15 protein-coding genes are annotated in these 19,150 nt (G+C 64.0%); 8 read left to right on the top strand and 7 right to left on the bottom strand.

The window, feature by feature from the left end; translation table 11 throughout:
• Window positions 1-5: 5 nt before the first annotated feature.
• From rsmA to lptF, 6 genes are read right to left on the bottom strand one after another with little or no spacing between them, the layout of a single operon-like run.
• Window positions 6-860 (bottom strand): 16S rRNA (adenine(1518)-N(6)/adenine(1519)-N(6))-dimethyltransferase RsmA, encoded by an 855-nt coding sequence (gene rsmA, locus ACWAT4_RS23170; RefSeq protein ID WP_212428005.1) that lies wholly within the window; start codon window positions 858-860, stop codon window positions 6-8.
• Window positions 860-1,870, bottom strand: coding sequence for a 4-hydroxythreonine-4-phosphate dehydrogenase PdxA (gene pdxA / locus ACWAT4_RS23165; protein ID WP_212428006.1), 1,011 nt, complete (start codon window positions 1,868-1,870; stop codon window positions 860-862). The genes rsmA and pdxA overlap by 1 nt, the downstream gene beginning before the upstream one ends.
• Window positions 1,870-2,802, bottom strand: a complete 933-nt coding sequence (locus ACWAT4_RS23160; protein WP_212299400.1) for a peptidylprolyl isomerase family protein — start codon at window positions 2,800-2,802, stop codon at window positions 1,870-1,872. The genes pdxA and ACWAT4_RS23160 overlap by 1 nt, the downstream gene beginning before the upstream one ends.
• Before the next feature lie 42 nt (window positions 2,803-2,844).
• Entirely contained in the window at window positions 2,845-5,331 is a 2,487-nt protein-coding gene (locus ACWAT4_RS23155; RefSeq protein ID WP_212299402.1) for an LPS-assembly protein LptD, read from the bottom strand.
• Complete coding sequence (gene lptG / locus ACWAT4_RS23150; RefSeq protein WP_212299404.1) at window positions 5,331-6,428, bottom strand: LPS export ABC transporter permease LptG; 1,098 nt, start codon at window positions 6,426-6,428, stop codon at window positions 5,331-5,333. Before lptG ends, ACWAT4_RS23155 begins: the two co-directional genes overlap by 1 nt.
• Window positions 6,425-7,594, bottom strand: coding sequence for an LPS export ABC transporter permease LptF (gene lptF / locus ACWAT4_RS23145; protein ID WP_212299405.1), 1,170 nt, complete (start codon window positions 7,592-7,594; stop codon window positions 6,425-6,427). The genes lptG and lptF overlap by 4 nt, the downstream gene beginning before the upstream one ends.
• Before the next feature lie 342 nt (window positions 7,595-7,936).
• On the opposite strand from lptF, the gene ACWAT4_RS23140 reads away from it, so the two are divergent.
• From ACWAT4_RS23140 to ACWAT4_RS23130, 3 genes are all read left to right on the top strand, one after another.
• Entirely contained in the window at window positions 7,937-9,436 is a 1,500-nt protein-coding gene (locus ACWAT4_RS23140) for a leucyl aminopeptidase (RefSeq protein ID WP_212299407.1), read from the top strand.
• Window positions 9,433-9,885 (top strand): DNA polymerase III subunit chi, encoded by a 453-nt coding sequence (locus ACWAT4_RS23135; protein ID WP_212299409.1) that lies wholly within the window; start codon window positions 9,433-9,435, stop codon window positions 9,883-9,885. Before ACWAT4_RS23140 ends, ACWAT4_RS23135 begins: the two co-directional genes overlap by 4 nt.
• A gap of 166 nt (window positions 9,886-10,051) precedes the next feature.
• On the top strand, window positions 10,052-10,552 hold the full coding sequence (locus tag ACWAT4_RS23130) for a hypothetical protein (protein WP_212299819.1): 501 nt from the start codon (window positions 10,052-10,054) through the stop codon (window positions 10,550-10,552).
• A 28-nt stretch (window positions 10,553-10,580) separates the two neighbouring features.
• On the opposite strand, the gene ACWAT4_RS23125 is transcribed toward ACWAT4_RS23130, so the two are convergent.
• Window positions 10,581-10,790: a hypothetical protein gene (locus ACWAT4_RS23125; RefSeq protein WP_249148754.1), complete on the bottom strand. Its 210-nt coding sequence runs from the start codon at window positions 10,788-10,790 to the stop codon at window positions 10,581-10,583.
• A 398-nt stretch (window positions 10,791-11,188) separates the two neighbouring features.
• Here ACWAT4_RS23125 and ACWAT4_RS23120 point away from each other — a divergent pair, with 398 nt between their 5' ends.
• The 5 genes from ACWAT4_RS23120 to ACWAT4_RS23100 all read left to right on the top strand — a co-directional run bounded on the left by ACWAT4_RS23120 (window position 11,189) and on the right by ACWAT4_RS23100 (window position 18,939).
• The gene (locus tag ACWAT4_RS23120) at window positions 11,189-11,491 is read left to right on the top strand and encodes a DUF485 domain-containing protein (protein ID WP_212299412.1); all 303 of its coding nucleotides are present in this window, start codon (window positions 11,189-11,191) and stop codon (window positions 11,489-11,491) included.
• A complete protein-coding gene (locus ACWAT4_RS23115) occupies window positions 11,488-13,179 on the top strand; it encodes a cation acetate symporter (protein ID WP_212428012.1) in 1,692 nt (563 codons plus the stop codon). Before ACWAT4_RS23120 ends, ACWAT4_RS23115 begins: the two co-directional genes overlap by 4 nt.
• Window positions 13,180-13,295: 116 nt before the next feature.
• Window positions 13,296-15,098: a putative nucleotidyltransferase substrate binding domain-containing protein gene (locus ACWAT4_RS23110; protein ID WP_449728144.1), complete on the top strand. Its 1,803-nt coding sequence runs from the start codon at window positions 13,296-13,298 to the stop codon at window positions 15,096-15,098.
• A 1-nt stretch (window position 15,099) separates the two neighbouring features.
• Window positions 15,100-15,771 carry a 3'-5' exonuclease gene (locus ACWAT4_RS23105; protein ID WP_212428014.1) on the top strand — a complete coding sequence of 224 codons (672 nt, stop codon included), beginning with the start codon at window positions 15,100-15,102 and terminating at the stop codon, window positions 15,769-15,771.
• A gap of 318 nt (window positions 15,772-16,089) precedes the next feature.
• Window positions 16,090-18,939: a beta strand repeat-containing protein gene (locus tag ACWAT4_RS23100; protein WP_449728143.1), complete on the top strand. Its 2,850-nt coding sequence runs from the start codon at window positions 16,090-16,092 to the stop codon at window positions 18,937-18,939.
• The last annotated feature ends 211 nt before the right edge of the window (window positions 18,940-19,150 follow it).

Genomic DNA, 19,150 nt, shown 5'->3' with positions numbered 1-19,150 from the left:
AATTGTCAGGTTTCGCTGCGTATATCCGCCAATTCACGCGCCATGGCAACAAAGCCGGAGATCGGAATGGTCTCGGCGCGCCGCGTCGCATCGACGCCGGCCGCTTGCGCAAGCCGTGTGGGATCGACACCGAGCGATTTCAGGCTCTGCCGCAGCATTTTCCGGCGCTGGCCGAACGCGGCGGCTGCGACCTGTTCGAGCATCTTGCGATCGCAGGGCAGAGGCTCCGCGCGCGGCTTGAGGCGCACGACGGAGGAGGTGACTTTCGGCGGTGGCACGAAGGCGGATGGAGAAATGTCGAACAGGATCTTTGTCTCGCAGCGCCAGTTGGCGAGCACACCGAGCCGGCCATAAGCCTCCTCGTCCTCGCGCGCGACGATGCGCTCGCCGACCTCGCGCTGAAACATCAGCACCATCATGTCGTACCAGGGCGGCCAAGGCTCGGTGGTGAGCCAGTTGATCAGAAGCTGGGTCGCGATGTTGTAGGGCAGGTTCGCGACAATCTTGGCACGCTCGCCCGCGAGCAGCGGGCGCGGATCGAAGCTCATGGCATCGCCATGCACGATCTCGAGCCGGCCGGGATAGCGCGCGGAAATATCCTGCAGGGCGGGAATCGCGCGCTCGTCATGCTCGATCGCGATGACGCGTCTGGCGCCGAGCGCGAGCAGCGCGCGTGTCAACCCGCCCGGGCCCGGACCGATCTCGACGATGGTGCTCTCTTCGAGCGGCGCCGCCGCGCGCGCGATGCGTGCCGTGAGATTGAGATCGAGCAGAAAGTTCTGGCCCAGCGATTTGCGCGCCGACAGCGCGTGCTGGCGAATGACCTCGCGAAGCGGCGGGAGGTCGTCGATCGCGCTCATCAGGGCGTCGCAGCCGCCATGCGGCTCGCCAGCTTCAGCGCGGCAATCAGGCTCGCGGGGTTCGCTTTGCCGGTGCCGGCAATGTCGAAGGCGGTGCCGTGATCGGGCGAGGTGCGGATGAAGGGCAGGCCGAGCGTGACGTTGACGGCATCATCGAACGCCACGGTCTTGATCGGGATCAGCGCCTGATCGTGATACATGCAGACCGCGCAATCATAGGTGTCGCGCGCGGCCTCGTGGAACATGGTGTCGGCGGGCAGCGGGCCCCTGGCGTCGATGCCGTCGTTGCGCAACGCCTTGAGCGCCGGTGCGATCACGGTTTGCTCCTCATGGCCGAGCGAGCCGTCCTCGCCGGCATGGGGATTGAGCCCGGAGATCGCAATGCGGGGACGGGCAATGCCGAAGTGAGATCTGAGCTCGGTCGCGACGATGCGCACGGTTGAGACGATGAGGTCGCTGGTGAGCTGGGCGAGAGCATCCCGCAAGGATACGTGGATCGTCACAGGCACGACCGCGAGCCGTGGCGACCACAGCATCATCACAGGCTGCGGTACGTGGCCGTCCGTGCTTGCGAGCTCGGCCAGGAATTCGGTGTGACCGGGATGGCGGAAGCCGGCGCGATAGAGCACGCTCTTGGCGATCGGGTTGGTGACGACGGCGCTGGCACGGCCGGCGCGCACGTCGCTGACAGCCTGACGGATCGAGGCGAGTGCAGCCGGCGCGCTCGAAGCATCGGGCTTGCCCGGGGCGGCGGTGGCATGCTCGCCGGTCGCAACCACGGGCAGGGCGTCAGTGAAGGCGGCTGCGGCTTCGGCCGGGCTCACGGCCGCGATGCGGATATCAACGCCGAGGGCGCTGGCGCGCTGCGCGATCAATGCGTCGTCGCCGAGCAGGTAGAATGCGGGCAACCCGAGCTCGCGGCGCCTGAGCCACGCCGCGATGGTGATGTCGGGGCCGATGCCGGCCGGCTCTCCGAGCGTCAGTGCGAGGGGCTTTGCGGGAGCGGCCATCAGCGGTTGCGATATTCGATCATCGCCGCCTTGCGGAGCTCGTCGAGATAGGCCCTCTGGGTCTTCTCGTACTTCTCCGTATACATCTTCTCGCGGATCTCGCGCTTCTTCGGCGTATCGATCGTGGTCGGCTTGCGCGAGCACAGCACGACCATCTCGATGCCCGCCTTGGTCACCTCGGGGGCGGTGAGGTGGCCGATCGGCGTGTCGTCGAGCACCTTGCGGAGCGGTTCGGGCAGGTCGGTGGTGGTTTTGGTGACGCTCTCGCGGATGGTGGCGTTCGGCGTCGAGCGGAACAGCGAATTGGCTTCCTCGCAGCTTCCGATACGCGCGCGATATTGCTCGGCTTCCTTCATCCGCGTCTCCTGGAAGGCGGAGGACGAGCCACGCGGCACGATCAGCACGATCGGCTGCATCTTGTATTCGGTGCCCTCGATCTGGAGCTTCTCGTCCCCGCTTTCCCGCACCTTGTCGGCGACGTCCTTCTCGCCGATCAACAGCTTCTCCTTGAAGCGGCCGCGCACGAGGCTGGTCCAGACCATTTCGGACTTCATGCGGCTCTTGATGGTGTCGGGGCGCACGCCTTTGCTCTCGAGCGACTTGGTGAGCTGATCGGGCGAGATGCGCATGCGCTGCGCCATGCCTTCGTAGGACTGGTTGACATCGGAAGCAGTGGGGTCGACGCCGTATTTCTTGCCTTCCTTCAACTTGATCTTGTCGTCGATCAGCATGTTGATGACGTCCTGCCGGCTCGGGGTCTTCTGCGTCGTCAACTGTTCGAGCTTGGAGCGCTGCTCGACGTCGAAATCGGTGATGGGATCGCCGTTGACCATGACGACGATGTTCTGCGCCCGCGCTGGCGCGCCGGCGAGAGCCAGGACGGTACCGAGAACGAGAAGGAGGAGACGGAAAACAGGCAATGGGGTCGTCATGGTTGTCGCTCGCATGTCAGCCGAGCAGGGCACGCGATCGGGTCACGGCGTGTAGCTCGAACCGCTTGTCCCCGAGGAGTTTGCCAGCGTTCGCAGGCCGATCTGGAACATGAACGCGTGGCTCAGCACGGGCGGCGTGGTGCCCGCGGAATAGCTATACGAAGTTACATAGTTCGCCGCCAGCACGAAGCAATCGTCGACATAGCCGGCGCCGAGCACATACTGATTGATCTTGTTGGCCTCGAGGTCCCAGCGGGCCGAGCCCGTCACCACCCAATTGGTCGCAACCTTGATCGAGCCCGACGTCAGGATGCCCTCGCGGCGGGTCAGGTAGCCGAGTTCCGGCTGCGGCGCGTAATTGCCGTACATCACGGCGACCGACCAGCGATTGAAGTTGGCGCGGCCTTCGGCTTCGAAGCGCTGGACGTTCCAGGTCTGCTCATCCATGCGGGAGCGGACGCTGAACGTATAGGTGCTGTTCGGCGAGTAGGCGGCGCTCGCCACGTAATCCGAGCGCGGCTTGTCGAGGCCGGAATTGATGCCCGTATTGATGGAGTCCTGCACCGCGTAGGAGTTCATGCCGAACAGCTGGTAGGACTGGCCGAACAGCACCTTGACGGCGCCGCCCCTGTCGAACTGCGTGGTCGCCTGCACGCCGACATTGGCGCGGCCGCCGCCCTCGACGCGATCGTAGCCGGAGAACTTGTCGACGCTGAACAGGTTCGAGGCGTCGAACACCATGCTCTGCGCATCCTCATTCGGAAGCTTGCCGGCATAGGTTTCGTTCGGGCGGATGATGATCTGCGCGATCGGCTCGATGGTCGTCGAGCCCCAGGGCTGAACGTTGATGAAGGGATAGCGGTATTCGAGGCCCACGGTCGGCATCAGGCGGAACGCCTGAGTGTCGCCGACGGGCAGGTAGTTCGACACGCCCGGCTGGTTGGAGACGTCGGCGTTGATCGCGTCGGCGCGCAGGATCGCGAACGGCGTCCAGATCTCGCCGAACGGATCGGTGAAGGACTTGCGCCACTGCGCCTCCGCCGTCAGGCGGGTGTAGGTGCCGGGGAAGCCGCGCAGCAGGCACTGCGACGGCGTGCGCGCGAGCGGATCGGCCGAGGTCGTCGTGCACAGGCCGCTGGTGTTGGCCGTCGTCGTGATCGGATCGAATGCCGCATCGTTACGCGTCAAATTGACGAAGTTGGTCTTGTAGGAGACCTCGCCGCCGAAGACCGGATAGTTGAGCACGTTCGAGTAGTCGATCACGGGATAGACGACCGGAACCTGCTGCTGCTTGCCCGAGAAGCTCGTCCAGTACATCGTGCGCGCGTCGAAGAAGCTGCGATTGCCGACGCCGGTCAGATAGAGCTGCGACAGCGCATCCGTCGGCAGGTTCAGGAACGAGCCGAGCGGATCACGATAGGCCGACAGCCGGTAGTCCGACATGAAATAGTAGTCGGAGAGCAGAACGCCGTCCCAGCCCCAGACCCATTTGTCGTTCAGCGCGAACTGGCCCTTGGTCTCGACGCCGCCGCGGAACTGGCGGTCGCCCGGCTGGCCGGCGAAATTGCCGGGGTTGAGCTGGTCGATGCCGTAGACGCGAACCTGGTAGGCGCCGTCCATCAGGCGCTGGCGGAATTCGGCCTGGAACAGCACGCCCTGCTTGGAGGTGATGCGCGGGCTGAAGGTCGCGTCCATGTCGGGCGCGATCGCCCAGTAAAACGGGACTTCGACGCCGTAGCCGAACGCCGTGTAGGAGGTGAAGCCCGGCATCAGGAAGCCGGTCTTGCGCTTCACGGTCGGGTCGGGCGTCGAGAAGTAGGGCATGTAGGCGATCGGCACACCGAAGAACTCGAGCTGTGCCGTCTCGAAATACAGCATCTTCTCCTGCTGGTCGTGGATGATGCGAGCACCCTTGACCTGCCAGAGCGGGGGCTTCTTCGGGTCGTCCTTACACGGCGCGCAGGCCGTGTAGACGCCGTTCTCGAACACCGTGTAGTTGCCGCTTGAGCGGTCGGCGCGGGTCGCGGCCATGCGGGTCTGGTCGGCGGTGTCCACGCGCAGCGAATCGACGAAACCGTCGCGGTAGTCGTCGGAGAGATCCAGGATCTCGGCATAGGTGATCTTGCCGTCGGCATCCGTCATGCGGATGTTGCCTTCGGCATGCAGCCGCTTGGTCTTCTGATCGTAGATGACCCGGTCGGCCTCGACGCTGGTGCCGTTGTAGAACAGCTGGACGTTGCCGACCGCCGAGACGCGCGAATTGTTGTAGTCGTAATCGACCTCGGTCGCCTGCACGAGCATCTGCCCGTCATTGGCGGCCTTGGGCGGCGTCGGACGGGGCGGCCGCGGATTGTAGGTGAAGCTCTGGGCGGCGGCCGGCGCCACCGCGGCAAGATCCATCATGCCGGCGAGCGAGGTGACGGCGACGACGGCCAGCAGGAGCTTGCGGATGGACAAGCCGCCCCCGTTCGCGCGCACCAAGGTGCGCGGCGCCCAGCCAGGCATCTGTCCTCGGCGGACGGCCGTCACTATCCGTCCTCCAGATATAGCAAGGCCAAAAAGCCGGTGAGGCCGCCCACCACTACGGGCAACCACGCCGCAGCGATCGGATGCATCAACTCAGCCTTGCTCAAGTCTTCAGTCACTTTCGACAGAACGTAGAGCAGAAAGCCTGCGCCCACGCCACTCAAAACCATCTTCTGTACGCCGCCCATCCGGAAGAAGCGCAGCGACACGGAAGCCGCGAGCATCACCATGGCGGCGAGCAAAAACGGCTGTGCCAGCAGCTTGTAATACTGGAGTCGATATCCCGCTGTCGCGAACCCCGAGCTCTCTGACGAGCGGATGTAGCTCGGCAGTTGCCAAAAGGACACAGTCTCGGGTGTGGAAAAGCTGTTGCGAACCTGCGCTTCGGTCAGCGTCGTCGGAATCTCCAGGCTGGCCTGGTCGACCGGCGGGGAATCGAGCGAGAAGCGGCGCACGCCCTTGAACAGCCAATGGCCGGCCTCGAGTGTCGCCTCGCGCGCCTCGATCCGCTCCTTGAAGTGCTGCTCTGTGTCAAACCGGAACAGGGTGAGCCCCGTCAGCCGGACGCCCTGCTGCTCGCTGCGCGCCGCGTTGATGATGGTCTGGCCGTCGCTGGTGACCTGGTTGAGCCAGAAGCCCGAAGCGTCCTGAATGCCGCCGCCGGGCGCCGAGCCGAACAGCTCGGCTTCCATGCGCTTGGAGAGTTCGCGCAAGTTCGCCGACGTCGGATTGTAGGCGACGGTGGCGATCACCCCGATCAGCAGCGCGCTGCCGAGCGCCGGCGCGACGATCTGCCAGGCCGAGATGCCGGCGGCGCGCGCGACCACGAGCTCGAGCCGGCGGGAAAGGTCGAGATAGCAGACCATGGCGCCGATCAGCATGCAGAACGGCGTCAGCTTCTCCAGCAATTGCGGCACCCGGAACAGTGAGGTCTCGGCCACCATGATCGCGGAGGCGGACGCAAGCCCTGAAGTCTTGCGCACCATCTCGATGTAGTCGACCAGCACCAGCAGCAGGAAAATGCTCGCGAACACGCCGAGTGCGGCGACCACGAAGCGGCCGGCGAAATAGCGCCCGAGCGTGTTGGTCAGCATGCTCATGCGGCGGCCGGCCGTCCGAACAGCCGCGCGATGCGCGCGTTCGACCTGTTGATGGCTTCCATCAGGCCGGGCGGCGGCTCGACCACGATGCCGCCGATGATCATCCACAGCCCGGCGCCGATGGCCCCGAGAACCATCGCGTATTGCACCAGCACCGGGCCGGTCGATTTCACCGCCATCACCGAGCAGGCAAAGCCCGCCATGCGCAGGCCGAACACCGCGAGGATCGAGGAGCCGATCGAGAAATTGCGGCTCTGGCGGGTGGTGCGCGGCGCGCCGAGGAAGGCGAAGGTCAGCACGGCAAAGGCAAACGGATAGATCGGCGCCAGCAGGCTGTCATGCAGCGCCGAACGGAACTGCCCGGGAATCTGCTTGTAGACCGGATCGTCCTCGGACGGCGAGAACAGCTCCCACAGATAGCGCTCGCGGATGCCGAGGGTGACGTCGTGGCCTTGGTTGCCGAACTTCGACATGTCGAAACCGTAGCGGCCGAACGCCACCAGCGCAGGATCGCGCTTGCCGGCCTCGAAGCGCTGCAGATTGCCGTCCTTGAGCACCAGGAACGAGCCGTTCTCGTTCTTCACGACCTCGCCATGCTCGGCGACGATCGAGACGCGCTCGTTGGGATCGCGACGGTCGTCGATGAAGATGCCGTCGAGAATGCCGCCGGGCTTGCGCTCGCGAATGCGGATCGTGAGGTTCTTGTCGAGCTGGGCGAAGCGGCCGGGCTGCAGGATGTTGGTGAGCACGTCGGCGGTGATCTCTGCGTCCCATTGCTTGATCCGCCGCATGCCGTCGGGGGCGAGGTAGGCCGCGATGAAGGCGACCAGCAGCGCCACCACGCAGGTGGCGTAGAAGAACGGATAGAACAGCCGGAACGGCGAGAAGCCGGCGGCATTCATCACGATGATCTCGGAATCGGTCGCGAGCTTGTTCAGCGTGTGCGAGATCGCGATCATCAGCGCGATCGGCGAGATGATCAGCACCAGCGCCGGGATCACGAGGCTGGTGATGCCGAGGAAGGTCATGATGGTCTGACCCTGGCTCGTCATCAGGTCGATGCCGCGCAACGCCTGCGTAATCCAGATCACGCCGGTGAGGCTGACCAGGACGAGCGCAAACGACGCCAGCGTCGTGCGGAAAATATACCTGTCGATCGACCCCATGCGCTACCGCACGAATCCCACCAAAGCCCCAACGCGCGCACCGGAAGTTCTTCTGGCCAACCAATCCCCTGACGGGGATCCCCAAGGCCGGCCAATCACCTCTTCCGGAGGCTCACCTTCTCACTACCATCCCTTTGATCCGTCAACAAAATGGCTGACCCATGGCACCCTCAATATATGGTTAATATTTCCCTGGTTGTGACCTGTCGGCCACGGGCGGTGCTTGGCAGCGACCGCGCCTCTGGCCCATAGTGGGGGCAGACGAGTGAATCGCCGTTCAGCTCCGGCTTTCGGCCGGTTCCCCCATTTGGCAAAAAGCCCCACGTTTTCGAGGAGTTACCCATGTCCGATGCCATCAAGGTCGGCTTCGTCCCGTTGGCAAGTGCCGCCCGTGGCATCCTGGTCGTGTTTTGTGACGACGCTCTGAAGCTCGGTCCGGCGACGGCCAAGGCGCTCGGGGGAGCTGGCGAGATCGTGAAGCGGGCGGCGGCCGCCGCCTCATTCAAGGGCAAGAGCGGCGCCGCCCTGGACATCCTGGCCCCCGAGGGCCTGAAGGCCGAGCGCCTGATCGTGATCGGGACCGGCAAGGCATCCGGCCTGAAGGGCAACGATTTCCTCAAATTCGGCGGCCTGGCGGCCAGCAAGCTCAAGACGGGCACGGCCGCCATGACCATCCTGGCGGAACTGGCCACCGGCGCCATGACCAGCGAGCAGGCGGTTGCGATCGCCTCGGGCCTGCGCTTACGCGCCTACAAGTTCGACCGCTACAAGACCAAGAAGAAGGATGGCGAGGAGGGCGCCCTGCGCGCTGATGTTTCGCTCGCGGTCGGCGATGCGGCCGCTGCGAAAAAAGCCTTCGCTGCAGCCGCTGCGGTGGTCGACGGCGTCATCATCGCGCGCGATCTCGTCAACGAGCCGCCGAACGTGCTGTACCCCGAGGAGTTCGCGCGCCGCGCCGGCCAGCTCAGGAAACTCGGCGTCAAGATCGAGGTGCTCGACGTCAAGGCGATGCAGAAGCTCGGCATGGGCGCGCTGCTCGGCGTCGGCCAGGGCTCGGCGCGGCCGAGCCGCACCGTGATCATGCGCTGGAACGGCGGCAAGGCGGGCGAGGCGCCGGTGGCCTTTGTCGGTAAGGGCGTCTGCTTCGACACCGGCGGCATCTCGATCAAGCCGGCCGGCAGCATGGAGGACATGAAGGGCGACATGGGCGGAGCGGCCTGTGTCGTCGGCCTGATGCACGCGCTCGCAGCGCGCAAGGCCAAGGTGAATGTGGTCGGCGCCATCGGCCTCGTCGAGAACATGCCCGACGGCAATGCGCAGCGGCCGGGCGACATCGTTACCTCGATGTCGGGACAGACCATCGAGATCATCAACACCGATGCGGAAGGCCGCCTCGTGCTGGCCGACGTGCTCTGGTACGTGGCCAAGAAGACCAAGCCGAAATTCATGGTGGACCTGGCGACGCTGACGGGCGCGATCGTGGTCGCGCTCGGCACCGATCATGCCGGCATGTTCTCCAACAATGACGAGCTCGCCGAGCGCCTGCTCGCGGCCGGCATCGAGAGCGGTGAGAAGGTCTGGCGCCTGCCGCTCGGCCCCGAATACGACAAGCTGATCGATTCCCAGTTCGCCGACATGAAGAACACCGGCGGCCGTCACGGCGGCTCGATCACGGCGGCGCAGTTCCTGCAGCGCTTCGTCGACGGCACCCCCTGGGCCCATCTCGACATCGCCGGCACCGCGATGGGCGCGCCCAAGACCGACATCAACCAGAGCTGGGGATCGGGCTACGGCGTCCGCCTGCTGGATCGTCTGGTGGCCGATCATTACGAGCGCAAATGACGGAAGTGCTGTTTTACCATCTGCAAAACATGACGGTTGAGAACGTCTTGCCGCCGCTTCTCGAAAAATCGCTCGATCGCGGCTGGCGCGTCGTGGTGCAGTCGACCTCGCCGGAGCGCGCCGATGCACTCGATGCGCACCTATGGACCTATCGCGACGATTCCTTCCTGCCGCATGCGACATGGCGCGTGAACGATGTGGCCGACCAGCCGATCGTGCTGGCGATCGAGGCCGACAATCCGAACGGCGCCAATGTCCGTTTCCTTGTCGACAACGCCGCCTTGCCGCAGGATGCGGAGGGCTATGAGCGGATGGTGCTGCTGTTCAATGGCGATGACCCGGATGCGCTTGCTGCTGCCCGCAGCACCTGGACAGATTGCAAGACGCGCGGATTTGAGGTCACTTATTGGCAGGCCGACGAACGGGGTCGTTGGCAGCGGCGGAATTAGCGGCCGTTCCCAATTAATGATAATTTGGTCTTTCCCGGCCAAACTGGTTTCGGTCACCTTCGTGCCGCAAAGTGATGTTGGGACAATCGCTTAGGGCCTCTCCTTCATGCGGGGAATTTAGTTCATCGTGCGGCATCAAAAGCTTCCAAAGTCGCTCATAGTTGCGCTGGCCACTGTCGCGCCGCTGCTCGCGGGCTGCGCGGGCGGAACCGATCTGCTGGCGTCCGCCAAGGACGCCGAATGGTTCAACAAGCCGAGCCGCCTGTTCATCAAGAACATCTCGATCGAGTCGCCGCCGCTGACCCCCGACAAGCCGGTTGGCGCTGAAGATCTCGTCAGCGCCGACGGCGCATGCCCTGGCATGACGCCGCCGCCTGGACCTGCCGACGCCAATGCTTCGACGACGGCGCCTGCGCCCATGGGCGGCACGGTCGCGCTTGGCCACACCGAATGCGATGTGGTGCGCGGCATCGGCGCGCCCGCGAACGTCAATCTCTCCAGCGATGCGGCAGGACGGCGCGTTGCGGTGGTCACCTGGACCACGGGCCCGCGCGCGGGCATCTACACCTTCACCTCCGGACGCCTGTCCGCGATCGAGGGCTCGCCGGAGCCGCAACCGACGCCGAGAGCGGTGAAGCCGAAGGCGAAGAAGAAGGCGGCGACGTAACGCGTCGGCCGCCGTCCGCCCATCGAGATCATGGCGCGGCCTTGCGACCTTTGATCGCCGTGGCCAAGGCGTGAACCGTGATCGCTCCAGAGGTGCTTGCCGGCAGCGGCGCCTGCAGTCGGCGTTTGAGCTCCTTGCTCTGCGCTTCCGGCAGCTTTCCGACCACACCGGTTGGGCTGCTCACCGCCATCGACAGCCAGCAATCGTCGACGTCGGCGAATATCCGCTCGACCACCAACTCGCGGGTTTCGACATCGCTCAGACCGAGATCCGCCCGGAGCGCCTTGGGCTATCCCTTCATCATTCCCTTGTTTGCCTATCGCCTGGGTTGGAAATCGCTTGGGCTGAAAATGCCGATCGTTCTTGACCGTAGCGCCCGATCATCCGCAATGCGCTGACGCAAATTGCGTCCAACCAGACCCCAAATGCGCGCAAGCGACGCGGGCCATTTCGTCGACAGACGCGGATATTTCCAATTGACGCGCCGCCTGCAGACACATTCGCACGGGATCGACCGCGCTTGATCTGGATCATGTCGCTCGTGCGGCCGCCGGTGCAGGGTCGGACGGCTCCCCCGAGAGAAGGGGCTGCCGTCATGGCAAGAAATTTCAGAGGATCATCCAGGGGATCATTGACGTGAGCAACCTCGCAAAGATTGAACGCGATCCGAATTACCAGGAGCTGGTGCGCCGACGTTCGTCGCTGGGCTGGCTGCTGTCGGCGATCATGCTTTTCATCTATTTCGGCTTCATCCTGCTGGTGGCCTACGCTCCCAAGTTTCTGGGAATACCGCTGGGTGGCGGCGTGACGACGATCGGTATTCCGATCGGACTGTCCGTCATCGTGCTCGCCTTCGTGCTGACGGGCATCTACGTCCGTCAGGCCAATTCCAGCTACGACCTACTCATCCGCAAAATTGTCGAGGAGAACCGCTCGTGAAGAGATTCGCCTGGCTATCGGTAATTCTGCTCGCAAGCGTGCCCACCATCGCGCTCGCGGCCGGCGCCGTCGAGGGCGGCTCGAAGCAGGCGATCAACTGGTCGGCGATCGGCATGTTCGTCGGGTTTGTCGGCCTCACGCTCGCCATCACCTATTGGGCCGCCAAGCGGACCGCGTCGGCTGCAGATTTTTACTCGGCCGGCGGCGGCATCACGGGATTCCAGAACGGACTTGCGATCGCGGGCGACTACATGTCGGCGGCGTCGTTCCTCGGCATATCGGGTCTCGTCTACACCTCGGGCTACGACGGCCTGATCTACTCGGTCGGCTGGCTCGTGGGATGGCCGATCGTCACTTTTCTGATCGCCGAGCAGTTGCGCAATCTCGGAAAGTTCACCTTTGCCGACGTTACGTCGTTTCGGCTCGGGCAGACCGAGATCCGGATCCTGGCGGCATGCGGCTCGCTGGTGACTGTTGCATTCTACCTGATCGCGCAGATGGTCGGGGCCGGCAAGCTGATCCAGCTATTGTTCGGTCTCGATTACTGGATCGCAGTCGTCCTGGTCGGCGGCCTGATGATGATCTACGTGACGTTCGGTGGAATGAAAGCGACGACGTGGGTGCAGATCATCAAGGCGGTGCTGTTGCTCGCGGGTGCGACGTTCATGGCCGGAGCCGTCCTCTACAAGTTCGGGTTCAGCCCGGAAGCCCTGTTCACCAAGGCAACCGAAGTGCATCCCAAGAAGCTCGCGATCATGGAGCCCGGCTCTCTGATCTCCAACCCGCTCTCGGCTATCTCGCTCGGACTGGCGCTGATGTTCGGAACGGCGGGCCTGCCGCACATCCTGATGCGCTTCTTCACCGTGAAGGACGCCCAGGCTGCCCGCAAGTCGGTGTTCTACGCCACCGGTTTCATCGGCTACTTCTATATCCTGACCTTCATCATCGGCTTTGGCGCGATCACGCTGGTCTCGACCGACGCGATGTTCCTGGACGGCAGCATCCTCGAGAAGACCAAGAGCGGAATCGCGGCGATCAAGGGCGGCTCCAACATGGCGGCGATTCACCTCGCGAATGCGGTGGGCGGCAATCTGTTCCTTGGCTTCATTTCGGCTGTCGCCTTCGCCACGATCTTGGCCGTCGTCTCGGGGCTGGCTCTGGCGGGCGCATCATCCATCAGCCACGATCTCTATGGCATGGTGATCAAGGGCGGGAACGCCAATGAACAGGACGAGATCCGCGTGTCGAAGATTGCGACACTGGTGCTCGGCGTGCTCGCGATCTTCCTCGGCATCGTGTTCGAGAACCAGAACGTCGCCTTCATGGTCGGCCTTGCCTTCGCGATCGCGGCCTCCTGCAATTTCCCGGTGCTGGTGATGTCGATCTTCTGGAAGGGCCTGACGACGCGGGGAGCAGTGGTCGGCGGCTTCCTGGGTCTGGTCAGCGCGGTCGTCGGTGTGGTGCTCTCGCCGGCCGTCTGGGAGGTGACGCTTGGCTTCGCCAAGGGCTCGGCTCCGATCAAGCTGGACAATCCGGCGCTGTTCTCGATGGCCATTGCCTTTGCGGGGATCTGGCTGGTCTCGATCCTGGATCGCAGCAAGCGTGCCGCGGTCGATCGCGATGGCTTCGATGCGCAATATGTCCGCTCCCAGACTGGTATCGGAGCTGCTTCGGCGACGGCTCACTGAACGAGGGGCCGGGGATGTCGCTTCGGCACCGGCCGGGTCAGTTGGCCTCGCCGGTGCGACCCGTTTGATGGTCAATCGCCGGGTCCTCAGGTCGTCCGCGTCCTCGAAAGGCCGAAATGCCCAAGGCGTTCGATATCAGCAACCCGCCGTTCGATCGTCTGACGCCGAACGAGGCCGAGACGCTGCGGGCGGCGCTCGACATCGCCTACTTCAGCCCGGGAGAAGCGATCATCAGGCGGGACGCTGCGGCGGAGGCACTCTATGTCGTGATCAAGGGCATCGTCGAGGAGCGGAGCGAGGTCGACCTGCTCGCATTGCTCGGCCCCAAGGACACGTTCGACAGTCGCACGCTCGTTCACGATCATAACGGCCACCAGTTTTTCGCCCGCGACGAGACGCTCTGCTATGTCATACCCAGGAAGGTCGCCCTCGATCTGATCAAGGCCAATCCGCGCTTTGCCGCCTTCTTCTACCGCGAGATCTCCCAGAAGCTGGACGAGCTCGCCAACGACGAGGAGGCGCGGCGCTACGGCTCGTTGATGCACGCCAAGGTCGGCGAATTGTTCCTGCATCCGCCGGTATTTCTGGCGGCCAGCGACACGATCGAGACCGCTGGACACTTGATGCGCGACATCAATAGCAATGCGCTCTTTGTGCGGGACGGCGAGCGGGTCGGCATCGTCACCGGCATGAATCTGTCCAAGGCGGTGGTGCTAGGGCGCCAGTCCATCCAGACGGCGGTAGGCACGCTCGCGAATTACGACGTCGTTTCCCTGCGACGCGACGATTTCGTATCCTCGGCTCTCTTGCTGATGACCAAGCACAACAAGCGGCGGCTTGCCGTACGCGAGGATGAGGAATTCGTCGGGATTCTGGAGGAGATCGACCTGCTGGGATTTCTGGCAGGAAGCGCCCAGGTCACGGCCGGCCGCATCGATCGTGCCTCGAGCCGGCAGGACCTTGCCACCGCAGCGCGCGAGATCGAGACGCAAACGCGCGTGCTGCGGCGGCAAGGGGTCAAGGTGGAGGTCATTGCGGAGATCGTCTCCGATCTCAACCGCCGCCTGCTGTCGCGGTTGTTTGACATGGTCGCGCCGGCGAAGCTGCGCACCGGCAGCTGTCTGATCGTGATGGGAAGCGAGGGACGGGGGGAGCAGACCGTACGGACCGATCAGGACAACGGCCTCATCCTGGCCGGCCCGGTGCAGGGTGAGATCCTGGACGCGTTCCGTCACGACTTCTTCGACTCGCTTCAGAGCTTCGGCTTTCCACCGTGTCCTGGCGACATCATGGTGCGCAATCCGGCCTGGTCCAGGCCGCTCTCCGACTATCTCGCAGATCTGCGCCGCTGGATCGTGCTTCCCGACCAGGCCGGGCACATGAATGTGGCCATCATCTACGATGCGCAGGCGATCGCGGGCGATGAGCAACTCCTAGACGACGCCAAGACGGCGCTGATCGATATGACCCGGGGTGAGCAGGCGTTCATGGCCCACTTTGCGCGCGCGGTCGATGCGTTCGAAACGCCGATCGGCCTCTTCAACAATTTGATCACGTCCGAGGGCACGGGAGACGCGCTCGACCTCAAGAAAGGTGGCATCTTTCCGATCGTGCACGGCATTCGCAGCCTGGCGCTCGGACAGGGGCTGCGCGAGACCTCCACCGACAAGCGCATCTCCCGGCTCTGTGACCTCGGCGTGCTGCAAGCAGACTTTGGACGCGATCTGAAACAGGCCTTCCGGTTCCTGTTGATGCTTCGGCTCGACGGGCAACTGGCCGCCTCCGCCGGCGCATCGGGGACACTGGTGCGACCGGCGCACCTGTCCAGCATGGAACGCCACCTCCTGCGTGACGCACTCCAGGTGGTGAAGAAGTTTCGCGAGATCGTCGGTCATCACTTCAAGCTCGGCATGTTCTAGAATGCTGCCTCGCGCGATCAAGCGACTGTTGCACCAGGCCACCCTGAGTGACCAATCCTACCGTTTCATGTTCGGCCGCGCGCCTGACGACGAGTTCGTCGTCATCGATTGCGAGACTACGGGTCTCAACGTACGAACGGACGACGTCGTCGCGATTGCCGCGATCAAGATCCGCGGCAATCGAATTTTGACCAGCGCGCGTTTCGAAGCCATCGTCCATCCTGACAGAGAGCTCGGGGCGGAGGCGATCAGAGTTCACCACTTGCGCCGGTCCGATGTCGAAGCTGCGCCGATCGTCTGGAAGGTGTTGCCGGGCCTTCTGCACTTCATCGGGCCGCGCCCGTTGATCGGCTACTATGTCGACTTCGATGTCGCCATGCTGGACAAGTACATTCTGCCGCTGGTTGGAATTGAGCTGCCCAACGAACGCATCGAAGTGTCGCGGCTTTACTACGACCGCAAATACGGTGACGCGCCGCCAAATACCTCGGTCGATCTGTCATTCGCCGCGATTCTCCACGATCTCAGCATTCCGCCGCTAGGACAGCATGATGCCTTCAACGACGCATTGATGACGGCGATGATGTTCGTGCAGTTACGTGACCTGACCCGGCGCGGCGTGCGCATCCCGCGCCAACGTACCAGCCCGGTTTTCAATCCGACCGGGGCATGATCGAGGCCCGGTGCGGAGGAGCAGATTGCCCAACAATTGCAGATGGGAATGCACGCGAGCGAGCAATGGCACGACGTAAACGTTGATGTTAACTCCGGCATCGTTGCACCCGTCCAAGCTGCGCCACATAGCGCGTCCATCCCGAGTGTGTTCATCCCGCCGAAACGACAGCTCATGCGCTCGGAAGACCGGCCCGCAGGAAATCTGGAGGAAATCTCCAGAAAAATCACGCGCGTCTCAAGCTCCGCTTCAAGAATGTCTTGCCGGCGGCTGCTACGCATCGAGAGGAGGGGCTAGATCGATCGAAGGATTGTTTGGATGTCTATTACCTCGGTTTTTTCCCCGGTTACGGGGCAGCTCACGATTTTCGGCGACAGTGCCAATAACGGCCTCGTGATCGGACGCGACAGGTCCGGGCGCATCCTGATCAATAACGGGCACGTGAAGACGGCCGGCGGCACGCCCACCATCGCCAACACCAACGAGATCGACATCTTCGGTCAAAGCGGCGACGACACGATCACTGTCAATGAATGCCGCGGTGCGATGCCCGCGGTGCACATTTTCGGTGGTGACGGCAATGACAGGATCACGGGCGGCTCGGGTAACGACCTGCTGCTCGGGCAGGCCGGCGACGATGTGATCAAGGGAGGCGGCGGCAACGATCTGTTGTTCGGTGGCGCGGGCAACGACATCCTGGACGGTGGCAGCGGCAACAACCAATTGTTTGGCGAGGCCGGTAACGACCTCATGATCTGGAATCCCGGCGGCGGCAGCAACGTTGTCGAGGGCGGTGACGGCAACGATACGGCGCAGATCAACGGCAGCAACGCCTCGGAGATGTTCACGATCACCGCGAACGGCACGCGCGTGCGGTTCGACGAGACGGGTCCGGCACCATTTTCGCTCGACATCGGTACGACGGAGAACCTCGTGCTGCACGCCGGTGGTGGTGACGACGTCATTACGGCCGGAAACGGACTCGGCAGCCTGATCTCGCTGACGCTCGATGGCGGCGCCGGCAATGACCGGATCACCGGCGGTGACGGCAACGATCTTCTGATTGGCGGTGCCGGCGACGACGTCGTCAGTGGTGGACGTGGCAACGACGTCGCCCGGCTCGGCAGCGGCGATGACACCTTCATCTGGAATCCCGGCGACGGCAGCGACACGGTCGAAGGCGGATCGGGCAACGACAAGCTGCTGTTCAACGGTGACAACATCAACGAGACCATCGACATCTCGGCCAATGGCGGGAGAGTGCGCTTCACCCGCGACGTCGCTGACATCACGATGGACCTCAACAGCATTGAGCAGATCGAGTTCGATGCGCGCGGTGGCGCCGACAACATCACCGTCGGCGATCTCAGCGGCACCGGCGTCAAGGAGGTCCTCGTCGATCTCGGAGCCGTGCCCGGCGGGACGCAAGGCGATGGCGCGGCTGATACCGTGACCGTCAATGGAGCCAACGGCGATCAGCACATCCAGGTCACGTCCGCCGGCACCACCGTGACGGTGACGGGCCTGGCTGAGGTCGTGACGATCGCGAATGCAGAGACTGCCAATGACCACCTGGTGATCCAGGCGCTCGGCGGCAATGACGTCATCGACGCATCGCTGCTTGCCGCGGCGATCGGGCTGACCATCGACGGCGGCGCGGGAAACGACACCATCACCGGCAGCCAGGGCGCCGACACCCTGATCGGCGGTGACGGCAATGACAAGGTCACCGGCGGCCGCGGCAATGACGTCGCGCTCCTCGGTGCGGGGGACGATCTCTTCACCTGGAATCCCGGCGACGGCAGCGACACCGTCGAAGGCGGCACGGGAACGGATACGCTGGTGTTCAACGGCTCCAACGTGGCCGAGACCATGGCCATCTCCGCGAATGGAAGCCGTGCGCTTCTCACCCGCGACGTCGGCGCCATCACCATGGATCTCAACGGCGTCGAGCACGTGCAGATCGCCGCTGCCGGCGGCGCCGACAATATCACCGTCAACGATCTCACCGGCACCGGTGTCACGCAGGTCGCCGTCGACCTCAGTGCCGGCCCCGGCAGCACGAGCGGAGACGGTGCGGCGGATCGCGTGACGGTGAACGGCAGCGCCGGCGACGACAATATCAAGGTCGTGACCTCAGGCGGATCGATCGTGGTCGACGGCCTTGCCGCGCAGGTCACGATCGCGCATGCTGACGCCGGTGACGTGCTCGCCGTCAACGGCGGGCCCGGCAACGATGTCATCGATGCCTCCGCGATCAAGGCCGGACAATTGTTCAGCCTCAACATCAACGGCGGCGACGGCACCGATACCATCACCGGCAGCGCCGGAAATGACATCGTGGCCGGCGGACGCGGCAATGATTTCGCCAATCTCGGTGCGGGTGACGACACCTTCGTCTGGAATCCCGGCGACGGGAGCGACACCGTCGAGGGCGGCAAGGGCACCGACACGCTGGCGTTCAACGGCGCCAACATCAACGAGAACATCGGCATCTCGGCCAATGGCGGACGGGTGCTGTTCACCCGCGATGTTGCCAACATCGCGATGGACCTGAATGGGGTCGAGCATATCGACTTCAACGCCCTTGGTGGTGCCGACAATATCACGGTCAATGACCTCTCCGGTACCGGCGTGAACCAGGTCAATCTCGACCTCGGCGCCAATGACGGTGCTGCTGACACCGTGACCATCAACGGAACCGCCGGCAGCGACGTCATCACGGTGACGGAGCACGATGGCATCGTCACGGTGTCCGGCCTCGGCCAGGACATCAACATCACCGATGCGGGCGCGGGCGACAGGATCGTGATCAACGGCCTCGATGGCGACGATGTCATCACGGCTTCCGGCCTGCACGGCGGCATCCAGCTCGTCGCCAATGGCGGTAACGGCGACGACGTCCTGATCGGCAGTCCCGGCAACGATACGCTGACGGGCGGTACGGGTGATGACGTGTTGATCGGTGGCGGCGGCCTTGATGTCCTCGACGGCGGCAGCGGCAATAACGTCATCATCCAGGCCGGGGCGGCCGTGGCGGCTGCCATGCTGCTCAACCAGGCCATGGCAGCGAGCTTCGTTCCCGCAGGCGATGATCATGGCGCGATGCCGCTGGCCGATCCGCACGCGGCGCAGACCCAGACGCTCGCTCCGCCGCAGCACGCCTGACAGTAAGGCCTGACGGGATGAGCCTCGACTAGTGCGCCGACAAAGGTGCGTTCCCTCCCCCCCCTGTGGGGTAGGGCTAGGGAGAGGGGTAGCCCAGCACAAGGTGCCGATTGCTGATGATGCCGCAAGCAGACGTGCGACGGAAAGAATTCCCGTGTGGCACCCCCCTCCCTAACCCTCCCCCACAAGGGGGGAGGGAACGGAGAGAGCA

The organism is Bradyrhizobium sp. T-1, from assembly GCF_053592855.1.
This window is presented reverse-complemented; position numbering and strand designations above follow the sequence as displayed.